Here is a 23,438-nt window from a genome sequence, read left to right as displayed (position 1 = left end):
TGGATTAGACCGGGTCTTTGTTGTCGTCAACCAATGGGCTGGCGTCGTGTTCTGCCTGGATCTCTTCAGCAGGAAGCGGGGCAGGTTCAGCTTCTGGGGTAACAAAGGGTTCGGTAGATACTGCCAGTGGCTGACCAATCTTAGTGACAGAAAGGCTTGCCAGTTGCTCAACCAGATTCACTTTACCCGGTGCAAACAGGTTGATAACGGTAGAGCCGAGTTTAAAGCGACCCATTTCCTGGCCTTTCAGCAGTGCCACGGAGCCGTCGTTTTCCCCTGCAGGCCAGGTCCAGCGTTTGATGATGCCTTCGCGCGGTGGCGTAATGGTGCCCGCCCAGACCGTCTCAATGCTGCCAACAATCGTCGCACCGACCAGAATCTGCGCCATCGGGCCAAATTCGGTATCGAACAGGCAGATTACGCGTTCGTTACGGGCAAACAGATTCGGCACGTTCTGAGCGGTGAGATGGTTCACAGAGAAGAGATCGCCCGGCACGTAGATCATCTCCCGCAGAATGCCGTTGCACGGCATATGCACGCGGTGGTAGTCACGCGGGGAGAGGTAAGTGGTCACAAACGTACCATTGCGGAAAAGATCCGCCATCAGGTAGTTACCCGCCAGCAGGGCTTCGAGGCTGTAGTTGTGGCCTTTGGCTTGCAGGATTTTATCTTCTTCGATTTTACCTAACTGGCTAATAACGCCATCGGCAGGCATGACCAGGACATTTGGATCGGTATCGATTGGGCGTACTTCGTCACGCAACGGACGGACAAAAAATTCGTTAAAGGTGCGGTAACTGGCGGTGTCCGGCTTTTGTGCCTCTTGCATGTCGACCTTGTAGTATTTAACGAACAGATCGATAACCAGTTTTGTCAGCCATCCTGCCCGCTTGCTTGCGCCCCAACCCGCCAGGCGAGTAAGCCATAGTTTTGGCAGAATGTACTGTAGCGAAAGTTTAAATGAATTTAACAAGGTAGCCTCCAGGCCATTGTTTTGTCGTTCCTGATCCGGCGTTCATGCCGGATCCTGAAAAAAAGGGGACGATTCTAACGACGGTTAGCTTAATTGTCAGTCATCCGTATCAGAAAAGTTTTTACGCGTTTTTACCTGCGCCATGCTTTCCAGAATACGGTGATAGTTTTCGAAACGAGTTTCCGCGATTTTCCCCTCATCAACCGCTTCACGGATTGCGCAGCCCGGATCGGTATCGTGTTTGCAATCGCGATATTTACACAGGCCTAAGTAATCATGAAATTCGACAAAGCCTTGAGTGATTTGTTCCGGTGCCAGATGCCAGAGACCAAATTCACGTACGCCAGGGGAATCAATGACATCGCCGCCGTGCGGAAAGTGATACAGCCGGGCAGCAGTGGTGGTGTGCTGACCGAGACCGGAGTTGTCCGAGACATCGTTGGTCAGGATCTCTTTTTGCAGCCCCAGCAGCGCGTTAAGCAGACTGGATTTGCCGACGCCGGACTGTCCGGCAAAAATGCTGATGCGCCCGGTCAACGCCTCTTCCAGCGGTTTCAGCCCATCCTGAGTATGGCTGGAAACCATCAATACGCGATAACCGATGTTGCGATAAATATCCATCTGCTCGTTGACGAATGCCATGCCTTCGTCGTCCAGCAGGTCTATCTTGTTGAGCACGATAATCGGTTCAATCTGCAAGGTTTCGCAGGCCACCAGGTAACGGTCGATAATATTGAGCGACAGCTCCGGCAAAATAGCGGAGACAATGACAATCTGGTCGATGTTGGCGGCAATAGGTTTCACGCCGTCGTAGAAATCCGGGCGCGTCAACACCGAGGTGCGCTCATGCACCGCTTCCACGATCCCTTTGACATTTACGCCTTCTGCCGCTGGTTTACCCGGACGCCAGACCACGCGATCGCCGGTTACCAGCGAACGGATGGTACGGCGAATATTGCAGCGGTGAACTTCGCCGTCTGCGGATTCCACATCAGCGTGCATACCAAAACGGCTGATGACGATACCTTCATCAGGCTCGCCAAACAGATTGTCGTCGTAGTCGGGCTTCTCCTTAGACGTTTTAAGACGACGCTGGTGATTGGCGTTCACACGGCGCTGTTGGCCTTTGGAGAGTTTATTTTTACTCAATCGTACTGACTCCTGGTCGCCCCTGATGGGCAAAACATCTATGATACACGCAATTGTGGATCAATATAGTCACTGTGAATGGGTGGAAAATAGCATGAGTGCCAATGAAAACAACCTGATTTGGATCGATCTTGAGATGACCGGTCTGGATCCCGAGTGTGATCGCATTATTGAGATTGCCACGCTGGTGACCGATGCCAACCTGAATATTCTGGCAGAAGGGCCGACCATTGCAGTACATCAGTCCGATGAACAGCTGGCGCTGATGGATGACTGGAACGTGCGCACCCATACCGCCAGCGGGCTGGTGGAGCGCGTGAAAGCGAGCACGATGGGCGATCGGGAAGCTGAGCTGGCAACGCTCGAATTTTTAAAACAGTGGGTGCCTGCGGGAAAATCGCCGATTTGCGGTAACAGCATCGGTCAGGACCGTCGCTTCCTGTTTAAATACATGCCGGAGCTGGAAGCCTACTTCCACTACCGTTATCTTGATGTCAGCACCCTGAAAGAGCTGGCGCGCCGCTGGAAGCCGGAAATTCTTGATGGTTTTACCAAGCAGGGGACGCATCAGGCGATGGATGATATCCGTGAATCGGTGGCGGAGCTGGCTTACTACCGCGAACATTTTATCAAGCTGTAAAATTTTTCCTGGTCACGTAACCGCCGGATTCCACTTGCGGCGGCGTGGGTTTGGCGCTAAATTGAACGTCTTGCTGATAATTTCAGCACTTGAGATAAAAACTCAAAAAAAAATTTTTAGGGGGGTTGCAGAGGGAAAGATTTCTCGTATAATGCGCCTCCCGTAACGACGCAGAAATGCGAAATTACGAAAGCAAAAATTAAGTAGTACGCGGGAATAGCTCAGTTGGTAGAGCACGACCTTGCCAAGGTCGGGGTCGCGAGTTCGAGTCTCGTTTCCCGCTCCAAATTCTCCTCTCAATAAACTATCCACAGCGACGCGATGCGTTATTGCTGGTTTTTGTTGTCTCTGACAAACTCTTGTAAACAGAGTTATCCACAGGTTCAGGCTGTAATCTTAATTTCAGAAAAACTTCGCACGGTGAATAGTAAATTCTTAACGTGTTGATATTTAAATTGAAAATTAAGGTTTCGATTTGTCGTATTGATCGCTTGACGATTTTTTCCGGCTTGAATTGCAATACGTTTTTATTTTTATTCACAAGCTGTGGATGAATCAGGCGTCGCGTGGTAAGCCCTTTTCAATCACCCGAACAAGACGCTGTTTTTTCGGTAGTTGAACCTCAACCACGCATGCATTTCGTCGCTCGATTTGCTGCGCAATCGCCCACGCTATGTGTTCATCAAGAAGTGGATGCTCACCTTTACGACTTTCCAGCGCCGCCAGAATCGCTTCATCCCAGGGGGCATTGCCTAATGCTACGGCGATATTACGCAGCCAGCGCAGGTGGCCTATACGGCGAATCGCTGAACCTTCTGTTATTTTTAAAAACTTCTCTTCGCTCCAGGCGAATAACTCAATGAGTTCCGGTGCGTGTAATGGTTTGCGTGGGCTGAAATCGTCTTCAGTTGTCAGTTGCGAATAGCGATTCCACGGGCAGATAAGCTGGCAATCATCGCAACCGTAAATACGGTTTCCCATTAACGGGCGTAACTCTTCCGGGATTGCCCCTTCCAGTTCTATCGTCAGATAAGAAATGCAGCGGCGAGCATCTACGGTATATGGCTCGACAATGGCTCCGGTCGGGCAAATCGTCATACAGGCCACGCATTTACCGCATCCTTCCTCGACCGTTTGATCCACAGGTAACGGAATATCAACCAGCAGTTCGCCTAAAAAGAAGAACGAACCAGCTTCGCGATTGAGGATAAGTGAGTGCTTACCTGTCCAGCCAAGTCCCGCTTTTTCAGCCAACGGGCGCTCAAGAACAGGCGCAGAATCGACAAACGGTCTAAAATTCAGCGAAACACAATGTTGCTGAATCATCTCGCCCAGCTTTTTGAGTCGGTTGCGCAGAAGTTTGTGATAATCACGGCCCAGCGCATAACGGCTAACATAGCCGAGTTTAGGATTTTTCAGCGTGCTGGCAAATGCGGCGTTGGCAGGCAGGTAATTCATCCGCACGCTGATCACACGCAGCGTACCGGGCAATAACTCGTGGGGGCGGGCGCGCAGCATACCGTGACGTGCCATCCAGTCCATTTCGCCGTGGTATTGTTTGTCCAGCCATGCTTGCAGTTTTGGCTCGGACTCGCTGAGATCGGTGTCGGTAATACCCACCTGCTGAAAGCCCAGTTCCAGTCCCCACTGTTTAATTTTTTGCGCTAACTGATTGAGATCGAGGGGCTCTGACATGACGGACCATACAATGAAGAAAAACCCCGTAAGTATACCACACACCGTCTGGCACGCCGACGATATCCGACGTGGTGAACGCGAAGCGGCAGATGCGCTGGGGCTAACGCTCTATGAGCTGATGCTTCGCGCGGGTGAAGCCGCGTTTCAGGTGTGTCGTTCGGCTTATCCTGACGCCCGCCACTGGCTGGTGCTGTGCGGTCATGGCAATAACGGCGGCGATGGCTACGTGGTCGCGCGGCTGGCAAAAGCGGTCGGTATTGAGGTTACGTTGCTGGCTCTGGAGAGCGACAAACCGTTACCGGAAGAGGCTGCGCTGGCACGCGAAGCATGGTTAAACGCGGGAGGCGAGATCCATGCCTCGAATATTGTCTGGCCCGAGTCGGTGGAGTTGATTGTTGATGCGCTGCTCGGCACAGGCTTGCAGCAAGCGCCCCGCGAATCTATTAGCCAATTAATCGACCATGCTAATTCCTGTCCTGCGCCGATTGTGGCGATTGATATCCCTTCCGGCCTGCTGGTACAAACCGGAGCCGCGCCAGGCGCGGTGATCAACGCCGATCAAACCATCACTTTTATTGCGCTGAAACCAGGTTTGTTAACCGGCAAAGCGCGGGATGTTACCGGGCAACTGCATTTTGACTCGCTGGGACTGGACTGTTGGCTGGCAAGTCAGGAGACGAAAATTCAGCGGTTTTCTGCAGAACAACTTTCTCACTGGCTGAAACCGCGTCGCCCGTCTTCGCATAAAGGCGATCATGGGCGGCTGGTGATTATCGGTGGCGATCACGGCACGGCAGGGGCTATTCGTATGGCGGGAGAAGCGGCGCTGCGTGCTGGAGCCGGTTTAGTCAGAGTGCTGACCCGCAGCGAAAACATTGCGCCGCTGCTGACCGCACGTCCGGAATTGATGGTGTTCGAGTTGACGGATAAATCTTTAACTGAAAGCCTGGAATGGGCCGATGTGGTGGTGATTGGTCCCGGTCTGGGCCAGCAAGAGTGGGGGAAAAAAGCCCTGCAAAAAGTGGAGAATTTTCGCAAACCGATGTTGTGGGATGCCGATGCATTGAACCTGCTGGCAATCAATCCCGATAAGCGTCACAATCGCGTGATCACGCCGCATCCTGGCGAGGCCGCACGGTTGTTGGGCTGTTCCGTCGCTGAAATTGAAAGTGACCGCTTACATTGCGCCCAACGTCTGGTACAACGTTATGGCGGCGTAGCGGTGCTGAAAGGTGCCGGAACCGTGGTCGCAGCAAACCCTGATGACTTAGGCATTATTGATGCCGGGAATGCAGGCATGGCCACTGGCGGCATGGGCGATGTGCTCTCTGGTATTATTGGCGCATTGCTTGGGCAAAAACTGTCGCCATATGATGCCGCCTGTGCTGGATGTATCGCACACGGCGCGGCGGCTGACGTGCTGGCGGCGCGTTTTGGTACGCGCGGGATGCTGGCAACCGATCTCTTTTCCACGCTACAGCGTATTGTTAACCCGGAAGTGACTGATAAAAACCATGATGAATCGAGTAATTCCGCTCCCTGATGAGCAGGCAACATTAGACCTGGGCGAGCGGGTAGCGAAAGCCTGCGATGGCGCAACCGTAATCTATCTGTATGGCGATTTAGGCGCAGGTAAAACCACCTTTAGCCGGGGCTTTTTACAGGCTCTGGGTCATCAGGGTAATGTCAAAAGCCCCACTTATACGCTGGTCGAACCCTATACGCTCGACAACTTAATGGTTTATCACTTTGATTTGTACCGCCTTGCCGATCCCGAGGAGCTGGAGTTTATGGGGATCCGCGATTATTTTGCCAACGATGCCATCTGCCTGGTGGAGTGGCCACAACAAGGTACAGGTGTTCTTCCTGACCCGGATGTCGAAATACACATTGATTATCAGGCACAAGGCCGTGAGGCGCGCGTGAGTGCGGTCTCCTCTGCGGGTGAATTGTTGCTGGCGCGTTTAGCCGGTTAACCTTTGAAGGTGGCGGGATGATGTATCGCATCAGAAATTGGTTGGTAGCGACGTTGGTGCTGCTGTGCGCGCAGGCTGGCGCCGCTACGCTCTCTGATATTCAGGTTTCTAATGGCAATCAACAGGCGCGGATAACGTTAAGTTTTATTGGCGATCCTGACTATGCATTTAGCCATCAAAGCAAACGCACCGTGGCGCTCGATATCAAACAAACGGGTGTGATTCAGGGGCTGCCGTTGTTGTTCAGCGGTAATAATCTGGTGAAGGCGATTCGCTCTGGAACGCCAAAAGATGCGCAAACGCTGCGTTTGGTGGTGGATCTCACCGAAAACGGTAAAACCGAAGCGGTGAAGCGGCAGAATGGTAGCAATTACACCGTTGTCTTTACGATTAACGCCGATGCGCCGCCACCGCCTCCTCCTCCGCCAGTGGTTGCTAAACGTGTTGAAACGCCAGCCGTTGTTGCACCGCGCGTCAGCGAACCGGCGCGCAATCCGTTTAAAACCGAGAGCAACCGGGCTACGGGTGTCATCAGTAGCAATACGGTGACGCGTCCGGCAGCGCGCGCGACGGCTAACACTGGCGATAAAATTGTCATCGCTATTGATGCCGGACACGGCGGCCAGGATCCTGGCGCTATCGGCCCTGGCGGTACGCGGGAGAAAAACGTCACCATCGCCATCGCACGTAAATTGCGTACTTTGCTCAATGATGATCCGATGTTTAAGGGTGTTTTAACCCGTGACGGGGATTACTTTATCTCGGTGATGGGGCGCAGCGATGTGGCACGTAAGCAAAACGCCAATTTCCTTGTGTCGATTCACGCTGATGCCGCTCCGAATCGCAGTGCTACCGGCGCTTCCGTATGGGTGCTCTCTAACCGTCGTGCAAATAGTGAAATGGCAAGCTGGCTGGAACAGCACGAGAAACAGTCGGAGCTGCTGGGCGGGGCAGGCGATGTGCTGGCGAACAGTCAGTCTGACCCGTATTTAAGCCAGGCGGTGCTGGATTTACAGTTCGGTCATTCCCAGCGGGTAGGGTATGATGTGGCGACCAGTATGATCAGCCAGTTGCAACGCATTGGCGAAATTCATAAACGTCGACCGGAACACGCCAGCCTTGGTGTTCTGCGTTCGCCGGATATCCCGTCAGTACTGGTCGAAACCGGTTTTATCAGCAACAACAGCGAAGAACGTTTGCTGGCGAGCGACGATTACCAACAACAGCTGGCAGAAGCCATTTACAAAGGCCTGCGCAATTACTTCCTTGCGCATCCGATGCAGTCTGCGCCGCAGGGTGCAACGGCACAAACTGCCAGTACGGTGACGACGCCAGATCGCACGCTGCCAAACTAAGGATTATTGATGCCAATTCAGGTCTTACCGCCACAACTGGCGAATCAGATTGCCGCAGGTGAGGTGGTCGAGCGACCTGCGTCGGTAGTTAAAGAACTGGTGGAAAACAGCCTCGATGCGGGTGCGACGCGTATCGATATTGATATCGAACGCGGTGGGGCGAAACTTATCCGCATTCGTGATAACGGCTGCGGTATCAAAAAAGATGAGCTGGCGCTGGCGCTGGCACGTCATGCCACCAGTAAAATCGCCTCTCTGGACGATCTCGAAGCCATTATCAGCCTGGGCTTTCGCGGTGAGGCGCTGGCGAGTATCAGTTCGGTTTCCCGCCTGACGCTCACTTCGCGCACTGCGGAACAGCAGGAAGCCTGGCAGGCTTATGCCGAAGGGCGTGATATGGACGTGACGGTTAAACCGGCGGCGCATCCGGTGGGAACGACGCTGGAAGTGCTGGATCTGTTCTACAACACTCCGGCGCGGCGTAAATTCCTGCGCACCGAGAAAACCGAATTTAACCATATTGATGAAATCATCCGCCGCATTGCGCTGGCACGTTTTGACGTCACTATCAACTTGTCGCATAACGGTAAAATTGTGCGCCAGTACCGCGCAGTGCCGGAAGGCGGGCAAAAAGAACGCCGTTTAGGGGCGATTTGTGGCACCGCTTTTCTCGAACATGCGCTGGCGATTGAATGGCAGCACGGCGATCTCACGCTGCGCGGCTGGGTGGCAGATCCGAATCACACCACGCCCGCACTGGCGGAAATTCAGTATTGCTACGTGAATGGGCGCATGATGCGCGATCGCCTGATCAATCATGCGATCCGCCAGGCCTGCGAAGATAAACTGGGCGCCGATCAGCAACCGGCGTTTGTGCTGTATCTGGAGATCGACCCGCATCAGGTGGATGTCAACGTGCACCCCGCCAAACACGAAGTGCGTTTCCATCAGTCGCGTCTGGTGCATGACTTTATCTATCAGGGTGTGCTGAGCGTGCTACAACAGCAACTGGAAACGCCGCTGGATGATGAACCACAACCTGCATCGCGCGCCATCCCGGAAAACCGCGTAGCCGCAGGGCGTAATCATTTTGCAGAACCGGCAGTTCGTGAGCCGGTAGCTCCACGCTACACTCCTACTCCTACTCCTACTCCTACTCCTACTCCTACTCTTGCGCCAGCATCAGGTAGTCGCCAGTCTGCTCCCTGGCCGAACGCGCAACCGGGCTACCAGAAACAGCAAGGTGAAGTGTATCGCCAGCTTTTGCAAACGCCTGCGCCGACGCTCAAACCAAAAGCGCCAGAACCTCAGGAACTTACGCTGGCATCGAATGGTCAAAGCTTTGGTCGGGTGCTGACTATTGTCCATTCCGACTGTGCGCTGCTGGAGCGCGACGGCAACATTTCACTTTTAGCCCTGGCGGTAGCGGAACGCTGGCTGCGTCAGGTGCAACTGACGCCGGGGGAATCGCCAGTTTGCGCTCAGCCGTTGCTTATTCCGTTGCGGTTAAAAGTCTCTGGTGAAGAAAAATCGGCATTAGAAAAAGCGCAGTCTGCTCTGGCGGAGTTAGGCATTGAATTTCAGTCTGATGCGCAGCATGTGACCATCAGAGCCGTGCCTTTACCCTTACGCCAACAAAATTTACAAATCTTGATTCCTGAACTGATAGGCTACCTGGCGAAGCAGTCCGTATTCGAACCTGGCAATATTGCGCAGTGGATTGCACGAAATCTGATGAGCGAACACACACAGTGGTCAATGGCTCAGGCTATTACCCTGCTGGCGGATGTAGAACGGTTATGTCCGCAGCTTGTAAAAACGCCGCCGGGTGGTCTGTTACAATCTGTTGATTTACATCCGGCGATAAAAGCCCTGAAAGATGAGTGATATCAGTAAGGCGAGCCTGCCTAAGGCAATTTTTTTGATGGGGCCGACGGCCTCCGGTAAAACGGCGCTGGCTATTGAGCTGCGTAAAATTTTACCAGTAGAGTTGATAAGCGTTGATTCTGCCCTTATTTACAAAGGGATGGATATCGGGACGGCGAAGCCGAACGCTGAAGAGTTACTCGCCGCGCCGCACCGATTGCTGGATATTCGCGATCCGTCGCAGGCTTATTCGGCTGCTGATTTTCGTCGCGATGCGTTGGCGGAAATGGCCGATATCACGACGGCGGGGCGGATCCCGCTGTTAGTGGGCGGTACTATGTTGTATTTCAAGGCGTTACTGGAGGGGTTGTCGCCGCTACCGTCGGCGGACCCGGAAGTACGAGCCAGAATTGAGCAACAAGCGGCAGAGCAAGGTTGGGAGTCATTGCATCGTCAACTGCAGGAGATAGATCCTGTTGCGGCAGCAAGGATTCATCCAAATGATCCACAAAGGCTTTCCCGGGCACTGGAAGTTTTTTTCATTTCGGGTAAAACTTTAACGGAACTGACGCAAACGTCAGGAGACGCTCTACCGTATCAGGTGCATCAGTTCGCCATCGCCCCGGCGAGCCGTGAACTGCTCCATCAACGAATTGAGCAGCGTTTTCATCAGATGTTGGCTTCAGGTTTTGAAGCAGAAGTCCGGGCGCTTTTTGCCCGAGGAGATTTGCATACGGATTTGCCTTCCATTCGTTGCGTGGGTTATCGCCAGATGTGGTCTTACCTTGAAGGCGAAATCTCATACGATGAAATGGTTTATCGAGGTGTTTGCGCCACGAGACAGTTGGCGAAGCGGCAGATAACCTGGCTGCGTGGTTGGGAAGGGGTTCACTGGCTTGACAGTGAAAAACCAGAACAGGCGCGTGACGAAGTATTACAGGTTGTTGGTGCTATCGCAGGCTGAATGTGTACAATTGAGGCGTATCGTGCGCAATTTTTTCAGAATCGAAAGGTTCAAAGTACAAATAAGCATATAAGGAAAAGAGAGAATGGCTAAGGGGCAATCTTTACAAGATCCGTTCCTGAACGCACTGCGTCGGGAACGTGTTCCAGTTTCTATTTATTTGGTGAATGGTATTAAGCTGCAAGGACAAATCGAGTCTTTTGATCAGTTCGTGATCCTGTTGAAAAACACGGTCAGCCAGATGGTTTATAAGCACGCGATTTCTACTGTTGTCCCGTCTCGTCCGGTTTCTCATCACAGTAACAACGCCGGTGGTGGTACGAGCAGTAACTACCATCATGGTAGTAGCGCGCAGAATACTTCCGCGCAACAGGACAGCGAAGAAACCGAATAAGGTTTCGGGCTGTTTTTTTACACGGGGAGCCAGCGATCCTGCGTTCCCCGCTGATCTATTTAGAGGGTTTTACGCTTGTTTGACCGTTATGATGCTGGTGAGCAGGCGGTGCTGGTACACATCTATTTTACGCAAGACAAAGATATGGAAGACCTCCAGGAGTTTGAATCTCTGGTTTCTTCCGCCGGTGTCGAAGCATTGCAGGTGATTACCGGTAGCCGTAAAGCGCCACACCCAAAGTATTTTGTAGGTGAAGGTAAAGCAGTTGAAATTGCGGAAGCTGTCAAAGCGACGGGTGCTTCGGTCGTTCTTTTTGACCATGCCCTGAGCCCAGCGCAAGAGCGTAACCTGGAGCGTTTGTGCGAGTGTCGTGTCATCGACCGCACCGGCCTTATTTTAGATATTTTCGCCCAACGTGCGCGTACCCATGAGGGTAAGTTGCAGGTTGAGCTGGCGCAGCTGCGCCATCTGGCTACGCGCCTGGTGCGTGGCTGGACCCACCTTGAAAGACAGAAAGGCGGGATCGGTTTGCGTGGTCCGGGTGAAACCCAGCTCGAAACCGACCGTCGTTTGTTGCGTAATCGCATCGTGCAGATACAGTCGCGCCTGGAAAGAGTTGAAAAGCAGCGTGAGCAGGGGCGGCAATCGCGTATCAAAGCCGACGTTCCTACTGTTTCGCTGGTGGGATATACCAACGCCGGTAAATCTACCCTTTTCAATCGCATTACCGAAGCACGGGTCTATGCGGCAGACCAGTTGTTTGCCACCCTCGATCCGACATTGCGGCGTATTGACGTCGCGGATGTCGGTGAAACCGTGCTGGCAGATACCGTAGGGTTTATTCGCCACTTACCGCACGATCTGGTGGCGGCGTTTAAAGCCACGTTACAAGAGACGCGGCAAGCCACATTGCTGCTGCACGTCATTGATGCGGCAGATGTGCGTGTACAAGAAAACATCGAAGCGGTGAATACGGTTCTTGAAGAGATCGATGCTCACGAGATCCCAACCCTGCTGGTGATGAATAAGATCGATATGCTGGAAGATTTCGAACCGCGTATTGATCGGGACGAAGAGAACAAACCGATCCGTGTCTGGCTTTCTGCGCAGACCGGAGCGGGGATACCACAGCTTTTTCAGGCTTTGACGGAGCGGCTTTCCGGTGAGGTGGCGCAGCATACATTGCGTCTGCCGCCGCAGGAAGGGCGTCTGAGAAGTCGTTTTTATCAGCTTCAGGCAATAGAAAAAGAGTGGATGGAGGAGGACGGCAGTGTAAGTCTGCAAGTTCGTATGCCGATCGTTGACTGGCGTCGCCTCTGTAAACAAGAACCGGCGTTGATCGATTACCTGATCTAACCGGCAAAGCGTCTGAAGCGTGGAGTCATATCCTCTGGCGTCGAAAGACAACAGGGATCACCGCATAACAAATATGGAGCACAAACATGGCGTGGAATCAGCCCGGTAATAACGGACAAGACCGCGACCCGTGGGGAAGCAGCAAACCTGGCGGCAACTCTGAGGGAAATGGAAACAAAGGCGGTCGCGATCAAGGGCCACCTGATTTAGATGATATCTTCCGCAAACTGAGCAAAAAGCTCGGTGGTCTGGGCGGCGGTAAAGGCACTGGATCTGGCGGTGGCAGTTCATCGCAAGGCCCGCGCCCGCAGCTTGGCGGTCGTGTCGTTACCATCGCAGCGGCAGCGATTGTCATTATTTGGGCGGCCAGTGGTTTCTACACCATTAAAGAAGCCGAACGCGGCGTGGTAACACGCTTTGGTAAATTCAGCCATCTGGTTGAGCCTGGTCTGAACTGGAAACCGACGTTTATCGACGAAGTTAAACCGGTGAACGTGGAAGCCGTGCGTGAACTGGCTGCTTCTGGTGTGATGCTGACGTCGGACGAAAACGTGGTACGCGTTGAGATGAACGTGCAGTACCGCGTCACCAATCCGGAAAAATACCTGTATAGCGTAACCAGCCCGGATGACAGCCTGCGTCAGGCTACCGACAGCGCCCTGCGTGGGGTTATCGGTAAATACACCATGGACCGCATTCTGACGGAAGGTCGTACCGTGATTCGTAGCGATACTCAGCGCGAACTGGAAGAGACGATTCGTCCGTATGACATGGGTATCACTCTGCTGGACGTCAACTTCCAGGCTGCTCGTCCGCCGGAAGAAGTAAAAGCAGCGTTTGACGATGCGATTGCTGCACGTGAAAACGAACAGCAATACATCCGTGAAGCAGAAGCGTATACCAACGAAGTTCAGCCGCGAGCGAACGGTCAGGCGCAACGTATCCTCGAAGAGGCGCGTGCGTACAAGGCTCAGACTATCCTGGAAGCCCAGGGTGAAGTGGCGCGCTTTGCTAAACTTCTGCCGGAATATAAAGCCGCGCCGGAAATTACTCGCGAGCGTCTGTATATCGAGACGATGGAAAAAGTGTTGGGCAATACCCGCAAAGTGCTGGTTAACGACAAAGGTGGCAACCTGATGGTTCTGCCGTTAGACCAGATGCTGAAAGGGGGTAACGCGCCTGCGGCGAAGAGCGACAACGGTGCCAGCAATCTGCTGCGTCTGCCGCCAGCCTCTTCCTCCACGACCAGTGGGGCAAGCAACACATCGTCCACCAGTCAGGGCGATATTATGGACCAACGCCGCGCCAACGCGCAGCGTAACGACTACCAGCGTCAGGGGGAATAACGATGCGTAAGTCAGTTATCGCGATTATCATCATCGTGCTGGTAGTGCTTTACATGTCTGTCTTTGTCGTCAAAGAAGGTGAGCGCGGTATTACGCTGCGTTTTGGTAAGGTACTGCGTGATGATGACAACAAACCTCTGGTTTATGAGCCTGGTCTGCATTTCAAGATACCGTTCATTGAAACGGTGAAAATGCTCGACGCGCGTATTCAAACCATGGACAACCAGGCCGACCGCTTTGTGACCAAAGAGAAGAAAGACCTGATCGTCGATTCTTACATCAAATGGCGCATCAGCGATTTCAGCCGTTACTACCTGGCAACGGGCGGTGGCGACATTTCGCAAGCGGAAGTGCTGTTGAAACGTAAGTTCTCTGACCGTCTGCGTTCTGAAATTGGTCGCCTGGACGTGAAAGACATCGTCACCGATTCCCGTGGTCGTCTGACCCTGGAAGTGCGTGACGCGCTGAACTCTGGTTCTGCGGGTACAGAAGATGAAGTTACTACCCCAGCAGCAGATAACGCCATTGCCGAAGCGGCAGAGCGCGTAACGGCTGAGACGAAGGGCAAAGTTCCGGTCATCAACCCGAACAGTATGGCGGCGCTGGGTATTGAAGTTGTCGATGTGCGTATTAAGCAGATCAACCTGCCGACCGAAGTGTCTGAAGCGATCTACAACCGTATGCGCGCCGAGCGTGAAGCGGTAGCGCGTCGTCACCGTTCACAAGGTCAGGAAGAAGCGGAGAAACTGCGCGCGACTGCCGACTATGAAGTGACCAGAACGCTGGCAGAAGCAGAGCGTCAGGGTCGTATCATGCGCGGTGAAGGCGACGCTGAAGCTGCCAAACTGTTTGCTGATGCATTCAGCAAAGATCCGGACTTCTACGCATTCATCCGTAGCCTGCGTGCCTACGAGAATAGCTTCTCCGGTAATCAGGACGTGATGGTCATGAGCCCGGACAGCGATTTCTTCCGCTACATGAAGACGCCGAGCTCCGCGACGCGTTAAGATAACGACTGCGGTACAGGTCAATAAAGCCACCGCATCCTCAGGGATGTCGGTGGTTTTCTTTTTCTATAAGGATAATGAATGAATTCGACAATCTGGCTGGCGCTTGCCCTGGTTTTGGTGCTGGAAGGTTTAGGGCCGATGCTTTACCCGCAGGCATGGAAGAAGATGATCTCTGCGATGACCAATTTGCCCGATAATATTTTACGTCGTTTTGGTGGGGGACTTGTGGTTGCGGGCGTTGTGGTCTACTACATGTTGAGGAAAACGATTGGCTGAACAAAAAACAGACTGATTAAGGTCATTTTTGGATGCAAAAAGTGCTGTAACTCTGAAAAAGCGATGGTAGAATCCATTTTTAAGCAAACGGTGATTTTGAAAAATGGGTAACAACGTCGTCGTACTGGGCACCCAATGGGGTGACGAAGGTAAAGGTAAGATCGTCGATCTTCTGACTGAACGGGCTAAATATGTTGTACGCTACCAGGGCGGTCACAACGCAGGCCATACTCTCGTAATCAACGGTGAAAAAACCGTTCTCCATCTTATTCCATCAGGTATTCTCCGCGAGAATGTAACCAGCATCATCGGTAACGGTGTTGTGCTGTCTCCGGCTGCGCTGATGAAAGAGATGAAAGAACTGGAAGACCGTGGCATCCCCGTTCGTGAGCGTCTGCTGCTGTCTGAGGCATGTCCGCTGATCCTTGATTATCACGTTGCGCTGGATAACGCACGTGAGAAAGCGCGTGGCGCGAAAGCGATCGGCACCACGGGTCGTGGTATCGGGCCTGCTTATGAAGATAAAGTTGCACGTCGCGGTCTGCGTGTTGGCGACCTTTTCGACAAAGAAACCTTCGCTGAAAAACTGAAAGAAGTGATGGAATATCACAACTTCCAGTTGGTTAACTACTACAAAGCTGAAGCGGTTGATTACCAGAAAGTTCTGGATGATACGATGGCTGTTGCCGACATCCTGACTTCTATGGTTGTTGACGTTTCTGATCTGCTCGACCAGGCGCGTCAGCGTGGCGATTTCGTCATGTTTGAAGGTGCGCAGGGTACGCTGCTGGATATCGACCACGGTACTTATCCGTACGTAACTTCTTCCAACACCACTGCTGGTGGCGTGGCGACCGGTTCCGGCTTGGGCCCGCGTTATGTTGATTACGTTCTGGGTATCCTCAAAGCTTACTCCACTCGTGTGGGTGCAGGTCCGTTCCCGACTGAACTGTTTGATGAAACTGGCGAGTTCCTCTGCAAGCAGGGTAACGAATTCGGCGCAACTACAGGTCGTCGTCGTCGTACCGGCTGGCTGGACACTGTTGCCGTTCGTCGTGCGGTACAGCTGAACTCCCTGTCTGGCTTCTGCCTGACCAAACTGGACGTACTGGATGGTCTGAAAGAGGTGAAACTCTGCGTGGCTTACCGTATGCCGGATGGTCGCGAAGTGACCACCACTCCGCTGGCAGCTGACGACTGGAAAGGTGTAGAGCCGATTTACGAAACCATGCCGGGCTGGTCTGAATCCACCTTCGGCGTGAAAGATCGTAGCGGCCTGCCGCAGGCGGCGCTGAACTACATCAAGCGTATCGAAGAGCTGACTGGTGTGCCGATCGATATCATCTCTACCGGTCCGGATCGTACTGAAACCATGATTCTGCGCGACCCGTTCGACGCGTAATTCTGGTGTGCCCGGCAGATATTTTGCCTGCTGGGCTAGCAGTGTGATACATTACTGCGTCGAGTAAGCCATTACGCTTTCCGACGCAGTGTTAAATCCTCGCTTTTTTCCTTCCCCAAACTGAAATAAATTAGCGACACAGCTTGTGGCTGGTTTATCATCAATGTAAATGTATTTTTTCCCGATTTCCCTTTTGAGGTTGATGTGCAGTTAACGAGTTTCACTGATTACGGATTACGTGCGCTGATCTACATGGCGTCATTGCCAGAAGGGCGGATGACCAGTATTTCTGAAGTGACTGACGTCTACGGCGTCTCCCGTAATCATATGGTCAAAATAATCAATCAACTTAGTCGTGCCGGCTACGTGACTGCTGTTCGTGGAAAAAATGGCGGCATTCGCCTGGGTAAACCGGCGAGTGCGATACGTATTGGTGATGTGGTGCGCGAGCTGGAGCCCTTATCGCTGGTGAATTGCAGCAGTGAGTTTTGCCACATTACACCTGCCTGTCGGTTGAAACAGGCGCTTTCTAAGGCCGTGCAAAGTTTTCTTACGGAACTGGATAACTACACGCTTGCCGATTTGGTTGAAGAGAATCAACCGCTTTATAAATTATTGCTGGTGGAGTGACGAAAATCTTCATCAGAGATGACAACGGAGGAACCGAGATGTCACAAGATCCTTTCCAGGAACGCGAAGCTGAAAAATACGCGAATCCCATCCCTAGTCGGGAATTTATCCTCGAACATTTAACCAAACGTGAAAAACCGGCCAGCCGTGATGAGCTGGCGGTTGAACTGCACATTGAAGGCGAAGAGCAGCTTGAAGGCCTGCGCCGCCGCCTACGCGCGATGGAGCGCGACGGTCAACTGGTCTTCACTCGCCGTCAGTGCTATGCGCTGCCGGAACGCCTCGACCTGGTGAAAGGTACAGTTATTGGTCACCGTGATGGCTACGGCTTTCTGCGGGTTGAAGGACGTAAAGATGATTTGTATCTCTCCAGCGAGCAGATGAAAACCTGCATTCATGGCGATCAGGTGCTGGCGCAGCCGCTGGGCGCTGACCGTAAAGGTCGCCGTGAAGCGCGTATTGTCCGCGTACTGGTGCCAAAAACCAGCCAGATTGTTGGTCGCTACTTTACCGAAGCGGGCGTCGGCTTTGTGGTTCCTGACGACAGCCGTCTGAGCTTCGATATCTTAATCCCGCCAGATCAGATCATGGGCGCGCGGATGGGCTTTGTGGTGGTGGTCGAACTGACCCAACGCCCGACTCGCCGTACCAAAGCGGTGGGTAAAATCGTCGAAGTGCTTGGCGATAATATGGGCACCGGCATGGCGGTTGATATCGCTCTGCGCACCCATGAAATCCCGTACATCTGGCCACAGGCTGTTGAGCAACAGGTTGCCGGACTGAAAGAAGAAGTGCCGGAAGAAGCAAAAGCGGGTCGTGTCGATCTGCGCGATTTACCGCTGGTCACCATTGATGGCGAAGACGCCCGTGACTTTGACGATGCGGTTTACTGCGAGAAAAAACGCGGCGGCGGCTGGCGTTTATGGGTCGCAATTGCCGACGTCAGTTACTATGTGCGTCCGCCAACGCCGCTGGACAGAGAAGCGCGTAACCGTGGTACGTCGGTCTACTTTCCGTCGCAGGTTATCCCGATGCTGCCGGAAGTGCTCTCTAACGGCCTGTGTTCGCTCAACCCACAAGTAGACCGCCTGTGTATGGTGTGCGAGATGACCATTTCGTCGAAAGGTCGCCTGACTGGCTACAAATTCTACGAAGCGGTGATGAGCTCTCACGCGCGTCTGACCTACACCAAAGTCTGGCATATTCTGCAGGGCGATCAGGATCTGCGCGAGCAGTACGCCCCGCTGGTTAAGCATCTCGAAGAGTTGCATAACCTCTATAAAGTGCTGGATAAAGCCCGTGAAGAGCGCGGCGGGATCTCGTTTGAGAGCGAAGAAGCGAAGTTCATTTTCAACGCCGAACGTCGTATTGAACGTATCGAACAGACTCAGCGTAACGACGCGCACAAATTAATTGAAGAGTGTATGATTCTGGCGAATATCTCAGCGGCACGTTTCGTTGAGAAAGCCAAAGAACCGGCACTGTTCCGTATTCACGACAAGCCGAGCACCGAAGCGATTACCTCTTTCCGTTCAGTGCTGGCGGAGCTGGGGCTGGAATTGCCGGGTGGTAACAAGCCGGAACCACGTGACTACGCGGAGCTGCTGGAGTCGGTTGCCGATCGTCCTGATGCAGAAATGCTGCAAACCATGCTGCTGCGTTCAATGAAACAGGCGATTTATGACCCGGAAAACCGTGGTCACTTCGGTCTGGCATTGCAGTCCTATGCGCACTTTACTTCGCCGATTCGTCGTTATCCTGACCTGACGCTGCACCGCGCCATTAAGTATCTGCTGGCGAAAGAGCAGGGGCATCAGGGGAATACCACTGAAACCGGTGGCTACCATTATTCGATGGAAGAGATGCTGCAACTGGGTCAGCACTGTTCGATGGCGGAACGCCGTGCCGACGAAGCAACGCGCGATGTGGCTGACTGGCTGAAGTGTGACTTCATGCTCGACCAGGTAGGTAACGTCTTTAAAGGCGTGATTTCCAGTGTCACTGGCTTTGGCTTCTTCGTCCGTCTGGACGACTTGTTCATCGATGGTCTGGTTCACGTCTCTTCGCTGGACAATGACTACTATCGCTTTGATCAAGTCGGACAACGCCTGATGGGGGAATCCAGCGGTCAGACTTATCGTCTGGGCGATCGCGTGGAAGTTCGCGTCGAAGCGGTTAATATGGACGAGCGCAAAATCGACTTTAGCCTGATTTCCAGCGAACGCGCACCGCGCAACGTCGGTAAAACGGCGCGCGAGAAAGCGAAAAAAGGCGATGCAGGCAAAAAAGGCGGCAAGCGTCGTCAGGTCGGTAAAAAGGTAAACTTTGAGCCAGACAGCGCCTTCCGTGGAGAGAAAAAAACGAAGCCGAAAGCGGCGAAGAAAGACGCGAAAAAAGCGAAAAAGCCATCGGCGAAAACGCAGAAAATAGCCGCTGCAACCAAAGCGAAGCGTGCGGCGAAGAAAAAAGTGGCAGAGTGATCATTACCCTCTTCAAACAGAAGAGGGGCAGATTGCTGACAAAATGCGCTTTGTTCATGCCGGATGCGGCGTGAACGCCTTATCCGGCCTACATAATCACGCAAATTCAATATATTGCAGGAATCATGTAGGCCAAGCGCATCAGGCAAAACGTAAACAACGAGTACATTAATGAGCGAAATGATTTACGGCATCCACGCAGTGCAGGCCCTGCTGGAGCGCGCCCCTGAACGTTTTCAGGAAGTCTTTATTTTAAAAGGCCGTGAAGATAAACGTCTGTTGCCGCTGATTCACGCCCTTGAGTCCCAGGGCGTGGTTATCCAGCTGGCAAACCGCCAATATCTCGACGAGAAAAGCGACGGTGCCGTGCATCAGGGTATTATCGCCCGCGTGAAGCCTGGACGTCAGTATCAGGAAAACGATCTGCCGGATCTGATCGCTTCGCTCGATCAACCGTTCCTGCTGATCCTCGACGGCGTAACCGATCCGCATAACCTCGGTGCGTGCCTGCGTAGCGCGGACGCCGCTGGCGTTCATGCAGTGATTGTGCCGAAAGATCGCTCCGCCCAGCTCAACGCCACGGCGAAAAAAGTGGCCTGTGGTGCGGCAGAAAGCGTTCCGCTGATTCGGGTGACTAACCTGGCGCGCACCATGCGTATGTTGCAGGAAGAGAACATCTGGATCGTCGGTACGGCAGGTGAAGCGGATCATACGCTTTATCAGAGCAAAATGACCGGTCGTCTGGCGCTGGTGATGGGCGCGGAAGGTGAAGGTATGCGTCGCCTGACCCGTGAACATTGCGATGAACTGATTAGTATTCCGATGGCAGGTAGCGTTTCTTCCCTGAACGTTTCGGTTGCGACCGGAATTTGCTTATTTGAAGCAGTTCGCCAGCGTAGCTAATTCTTCTGAATTATGAAAAACCATCCATATTTGGATGGTTTTTTTTTATCTATAGCTGGTAAGATAATTACGCTCTATAAATATTCATTTTATTAATAATTAAATTTAATCTATATGGAATAATATATGACATGGAATCCGTTGGCGCTGGCGGCGGCGCTGCAAGCTGTACCTGAACAAAATATTGATATAACAAATAGCGAAAACGCATTAATTATTAAAATGAATGATTATGGCGATTTGCAGATCAATATTCTTTTTACTTCTCGCCAGATGATTATCGAAACCTTCATTTGTCCGGTTTGTTATATCAGCAATCCAGATGAATTTAATACCTTTCTATTAAGAAATCAGAAGATTATGCCGCTGTCATCGGTAGGGATCTCCAGTGTGCAACAGGAAGAGTATTACATCGTTTTCGGGGCGTTATCGCTTAAATCTTCCCTTGACGACATTCTGCTGGAGATAACCACACTGGTGGATAACGCCTTGGATCTGGCTGAAATTACTGAAGAATATTCACACTAATTACAAGGATTCGTATTTATGGGGATTTTAAAAAGTTTATTTACGCTGGGTAAATCATTTATCGCACAGGCGGAAGAGTCCATTGAAGAAACCCAGGGTGTGCGGATGCTGGAACAACATATTCGCGACGCTAAAGCTGAACTGGATAAAGCCGGAAAATCTCGCGTCGATCTGCTGGCGCGAGTGAAATTAAGCAACGACAAACTGAAAGATTTACGCGAACGTAAAGCGGGTCTGGAAGCCCGTGCGCTGGAAGCGTTGAGTAAGAACGTTAATCCGTCGTTGATTAACGAAGTTGCTGAAGAAATCGCGCGTCTTGAGAATCTCATTACCGCTGAAGAACAAGTATTGTCGAATCTGGAAGTCTCCCGCGATGGCGTAGAAAAAGCGGTTGCGGTGACGGCACAGCGTATTGCCCAATTTGAACAACAAATGGAAGTCGTTAAGGCCACTGAAGCGATGCAACGTGCGCAGCAGGCTGTGACGACATCTACAGTCGGCGCGTCTTCCAGCGTTTCGACAGCGGCAGAGTCATTAAAACGCCTGCAAACGCGTCAGGCTGAACGTCAGGCTCGACTGGATGCCGCCGCACAGCTGGAGAAAGTCGCAGACGGTCGCGATCTTGACGAAAAGCTGGCGGAAGCCGGAATTGGCGGCACCAATAAAAGCAGTGCCCAGGATGTGCTGGCGAGACTGCAACGCCAACAGGGTGAGTAATTTTTTTGCCAGCCTCACTGCAAGGCTGGCAACTATTTTAAGGATAAAATATGTCTGGTTTTTTCCAGCGCCTGTTTGGCAAGGATGATAAGCCTGCTATTAATCGTGGTCCGCTGGGACTCCATCTCAATAGTGGCTTTACGCTCGACACGTTAGCGTTTCGTTTGCTGGAAGAGGCATTGCTGATCGAGTTACCGGGTGAAGAATATACCGTGGCCGCCGTCAGCCGCATCGATCTGGGCGGCGGTAGCCAGATTTTCCGCTATTACACTTCTGGCGATGAATTTCTGCAAATTAACACCACCGGCGGCGAAGATATTGATGACATTGATGATATCAAGCTCTTTGTCTATGAAGAGAGCTACGGTATCAGCAAAGAAAGCCACTGGCGCGAGGCGATCAACGCCAAAGCGATGGGGGCTATAACCTTAAACTGGCAGGAAAAACGCTGGCAGCGATTTTTTAACAGCGAAGAACCGGGATATATCGAACCCGTCTACATGCTGGAAAAAGTAGAAAATCAAAACCATGCCAAATGGGAAGTGCATAATTTTACCATGGGCTACCAACGGCAGGTGACCGAAGATACTTACGAATATTTGCTGTTAAATGGTGAGGAATCATTTAACGACCTCGGCGAGCCGGAGTGGCTATTTTCTCGCGCGCTGGGTGTCGATATCCCACTGACATCACTTCATATTATTGGTTAATTACAGGGACGTTTATAATGCATATACTGGATTCACTCCTTGCTTTTAGCGCCTATTTTTTTATCGGCGTAGCTATGGTGATTATCTTTCTTTTTATCTATTCCAAAATTACTCCGCATAATGAATGGCAGTTGATCAAGAATAATAACACTGCGGCGTCGCTGGCGTTCAGTGGCACGTTGTTGGGTTACGTTATTCCATTATCCAGTGCGGCAATCAATGCGGTGAGTATTCCAGATTATTTTGCCTGGGGCGGAATCGCACTGGTGATTCAGTTACTCGTTTTTGCTGGCGTCAGACTTTATATGCCGGCATTAAGCGATAAAATTATTAATCACAACACTGCGGCAGGAATGTTTATGGGAACCGCCGCGCTGGCTGGCGGTATTTTTAACGCAGCTTGTATGACATGGTAATGGACGATCATGGCCAGAAAACGCAAATCAAGAAATAACAGTAAAATTGGTCACGGAGCGATCAGTCGCATTGGTAGACCCAATAATCCTTTTGAACCGCGTCGCAATCGTTACGCACAAAAATACTTAACGTTGGCGCTAATGGGCGGTGCCGCTTTTTTCGTATTGAAAGGATGTGCCGATAGTAGCGACGTCGATAACGACGGCGACGGAACGTTTTATTCGACAGTGCAGGATTGTATTGATGATGGTAATAATTCAGACATCTGTGCGCGTGGCTGGAACAATGCCAAAGCGGCATTTTATGCCGATGTTCCGAAGAATATGACTCAGCAGAATTGTCAGTCTAAGTACGAAAATTGCTACTACGACAATGTTGAACAGAGCTGGATTCCAGTCATTTCAGGATTTTTGTTAAGCCGGGTTATTCGTAAAGATCGCGATGAGCCGTTCGTCTATAACAGCGGAGGATCCTCATTTGCTTCGCGCCCCGTCTGGCGCAGCACTTCCGGTGATTACTCCTGGCGCTCCGGTTCTGGCAAAAAAGAGTCTTACTCCTCGGGCGGCTTTACCACCAGAAAAGCCTCAACGGTTTCTCGCGGCGGCTATGGTCGTTCTTCCAGCGCCCGTGGGCATTGGGGAGGGTAAT

24 protein-coding genes and 1 tRNA gene are annotated in these 23,438 nt (G+C 52.2%); 22 read left to right on the top strand and 3 right to left on the bottom strand.

Going from position 1 to position 23,438, the window contains the following annotated elements; translation table 11 throughout:
- Positions 1–4 precede the first annotated feature (4 nt).
- A complete protein-coding gene (asd, locus tag WES_RS02170) occupies positions 5–973 on the bottom strand; it encodes an archaetidylserine decarboxylase (protein ID WP_016159966.1) in 969 nt (322 codons plus the stop codon).
- A gap of 96 nt (positions 974–1,069) precedes the next feature.
- A complete protein-coding gene (rsgA, locus tag WES_RS02175) occupies positions 1,070–2,122 on the bottom strand; it encodes a small ribosomal subunit biogenesis GTPase RsgA (RefSeq protein ID WP_000041984.1) in 1,053 nt (350 codons plus the stop codon).
- A 94-nt stretch (positions 2,123–2,216) separates the two neighbouring features.
- Here rsgA and orn point away from each other — a divergent pair, with 94 nt between their 5' ends.
- From orn to WES_RS24205, 3 genes are all read left to right on the top strand, one after another.
- A complete protein-coding gene (gene orn / locus WES_RS02180; RefSeq protein WP_016159967.1) occupies positions 2,217–2,762 on the top strand; it encodes an oligoribonuclease in 546 nt (181 codons plus the stop codon).
- A gap of 210 nt (positions 2,763–2,972) precedes the next feature.
- A tRNA-Gly gene (locus tag WES_RS02185) sits at positions 2,973–3,048 on the top strand.
- A 233-nt stretch (positions 3,049–3,281) separates the two neighbouring features.
- Complete coding sequence (locus WES_RS24205; protein ID WP_105285681.1) at positions 3,282–3,335, top strand: hypothetical protein; 54 nt, start codon at positions 3,282–3,284, stop codon at positions 3,333–3,335.
- Here WES_RS24205 and queG read toward each other — a convergent pair.
- On the bottom strand, positions 3,318–4,457 hold the full coding sequence (queG, locus tag WES_RS02190) for a tRNA epoxyqueuosine(34) reductase QueG (RefSeq protein WP_016159968.1): 1,140 nt from the start codon (positions 4,455–4,457) through the stop codon (positions 3,318–3,320). The genes WES_RS24205 and queG overlap by 18 nt on opposite strands.
- On the opposite strand from queG, the gene nnr reads away from it, so the two are divergent.
- From nnr to WES_RS02285, 19 genes are all read left to right on the top strand, one after another.
- A complete protein-coding gene (gene nnr / locus WES_RS02195; RefSeq protein ID WP_077637382.1) occupies positions 4,456–6,003 on the top strand; it encodes a bifunctional ADP-dependent NAD(P)H-hydrate dehydratase/NAD(P)H-hydrate epimerase in 1,548 nt (515 codons plus the stop codon). The genes queG and nnr overlap by 2 nt on opposite strands.
- Positions 5,975–6,436, top strand: coding sequence for a tRNA (adenosine(37)-N6)-threonylcarbamoyltransferase complex ATPase subunit type 1 TsaE (gene tsaE, locus WES_RS02200; protein WP_000981977.1), 462 nt, complete (start codon positions 5,975–5,977; stop codon positions 6,434–6,436). Before nnr ends, tsaE begins: the two co-directional genes overlap by 29 nt.
- A 17-nt stretch (positions 6,437–6,453) precedes the next feature.
- Positions 6,454–7,791: an N-acetylmuramoyl-L-alanine amidase AmiB gene (amiB, locus tag WES_RS02205; protein WP_016159970.1), complete on the top strand. Its 1,338-nt coding sequence runs from the start codon at positions 6,454–6,456 to the stop codon at positions 7,789–7,791.
- A gap of 9 nt (positions 7,792–7,800) precedes the next feature.
- A complete protein-coding gene (mutL, locus tag WES_RS02210) occupies positions 7,801–9,678 on the top strand; it encodes a DNA mismatch repair endonuclease MutL (RefSeq protein WP_016159971.1) in 1,878 nt (625 codons plus the stop codon).
- Entirely contained in the window at positions 9,671–10,621 is a 951-nt protein-coding gene (miaA, locus tag WES_RS02215; protein WP_001280353.1) for a tRNA (adenosine(37)-N6)-dimethylallyltransferase MiaA, read from the top strand. Before mutL ends, miaA begins: the two co-directional genes overlap by 8 nt.
- A gap of 85 nt (positions 10,622–10,706) precedes the next feature.
- On the top strand, positions 10,707–11,015 hold the full coding sequence (hfq, locus tag WES_RS02220) for an RNA chaperone Hfq (protein ID WP_001051883.1): 309 nt from the start codon (positions 10,707–10,709) through the stop codon (positions 11,013–11,015).
- Positions 11,016–11,090: 75 nt separating this feature from the next.
- Complete coding sequence (gene hflX / locus WES_RS02225) at positions 11,091–12,371, top strand: ribosome rescue GTPase HflX (protein ID WP_000460360.1); 1,281 nt, start codon at positions 11,091–11,093, stop codon at positions 12,369–12,371.
- 86 nt (positions 12,372–12,457) lie between these two features.
- Entirely contained in the window at positions 12,458–13,717 is a 1,260-nt protein-coding gene (gene hflK, locus WES_RS02230) for an FtsH protease activity modulator HflK (protein WP_000312488.1), read from the top strand.
- Between the two features lie 2 nt (positions 13,718–13,719).
- Positions 13,720–14,724 carry a protease modulator HflC gene (gene hflC / locus WES_RS02235; RefSeq protein WP_001232411.1) on the top strand — a complete coding sequence of 335 codons (1,005 nt, stop codon included), beginning with the start codon at positions 13,720–13,722 and terminating at the stop codon, positions 14,722–14,724.
- A gap of 81 nt (positions 14,725–14,805) precedes the next feature.
- Positions 14,806–15,003, top strand: coding sequence for a DUF2065 domain-containing protein (locus tag WES_RS02240; RefSeq protein ID WP_001089300.1), 198 nt, complete (start codon positions 14,806–14,808; stop codon positions 15,001–15,003).
- 103 nt (positions 15,004–15,106) lie between these two features.
- Positions 15,107–16,405, top strand: a complete 1,299-nt coding sequence (gene purA / locus WES_RS02245; RefSeq protein ID WP_000527955.1) for an adenylosuccinate synthase — start codon at positions 15,107–15,109, stop codon at positions 16,403–16,405.
- A gap of 204 nt (positions 16,406–16,609) precedes the next feature.
- A complete protein-coding gene (nsrR, locus tag WES_RS02250; RefSeq protein WP_001177639.1) occupies positions 16,610–17,035 on the top strand; it encodes a nitric oxide-sensing transcriptional repressor NsrR in 426 nt (141 codons plus the stop codon).
- A gap of 38 nt (positions 17,036–17,073) precedes the next feature.
- A complete protein-coding gene (gene rnr, locus WES_RS02255) occupies positions 17,074–19,515 on the top strand; it encodes a ribonuclease R (RefSeq protein WP_000076290.1) in 2,442 nt (813 codons plus the stop codon).
- A gap of 171 nt (positions 19,516–19,686) precedes the next feature.
- The gene (gene rlmB / locus WES_RS02260) at positions 19,687–20,418 is read left to right on the top strand and encodes a 23S rRNA (guanosine(2251)-2'-O)-methyltransferase RlmB (RefSeq protein WP_001293282.1); all 732 of its coding nucleotides are present in this window, start codon (positions 19,687–19,689) and stop codon (positions 20,416–20,418) included.
- Positions 20,419–20,544: 126 nt separating this feature from the next.
- Entirely contained in the window at positions 20,545–20,946 is a 402-nt protein-coding gene (locus WES_RS02265) for a YjfI family protein (protein ID WP_000220110.1), read from the top strand.
- A gap of 18 nt (positions 20,947–20,964) precedes the next feature.
- Positions 20,965–21,663, top strand: a complete 699-nt coding sequence (locus WES_RS02270; RefSeq protein ID WP_016159972.1) for a PspA/IM30 family protein — start codon at positions 20,965–20,967, stop codon at positions 21,661–21,663.
- 50 nt (positions 21,664–21,713) lie between these two features.
- Positions 21,714–22,373, top strand: coding sequence for a YjfK family protein (locus WES_RS02275; protein WP_016159973.1), 660 nt, complete (start codon positions 21,714–21,716; stop codon positions 22,371–22,373).
- 17 nt (positions 22,374–22,390) lie between these two features.
- Positions 22,391–22,789, top strand: coding sequence for a DUF350 domain-containing protein (locus WES_RS02280; protein ID WP_000547757.1), 399 nt, complete (start codon positions 22,391–22,393; stop codon positions 22,787–22,789).
- 9 nt (positions 22,790–22,798) lie between these two features.
- On the top strand, positions 22,799–23,437 hold the full coding sequence (locus WES_RS02285) for a DUF1190 domain-containing protein (RefSeq protein ID WP_000101663.1): 639 nt from the start codon (positions 22,799–22,801) through the stop codon (positions 23,435–23,437).
- The last annotated feature ends 1 nt before the right edge of the window (position 23,438 follow it).

The sequence above is a fragment of the Escherichia sp. KTE31 genome, from assembly GCF_000407925.1.
In the GTDB taxonomy this organism is placed as follows: domain Bacteria; phylum Pseudomonadota; class Gammaproteobacteria; order Enterobacterales; family Enterobacteriaceae; genus Escherichia; species Escherichia ruysiae.
The sequence above is the reverse complement of the archived record's forward strand: the minus strand, read 5'-3'. Positions and strand labels throughout refer to the sequence as shown.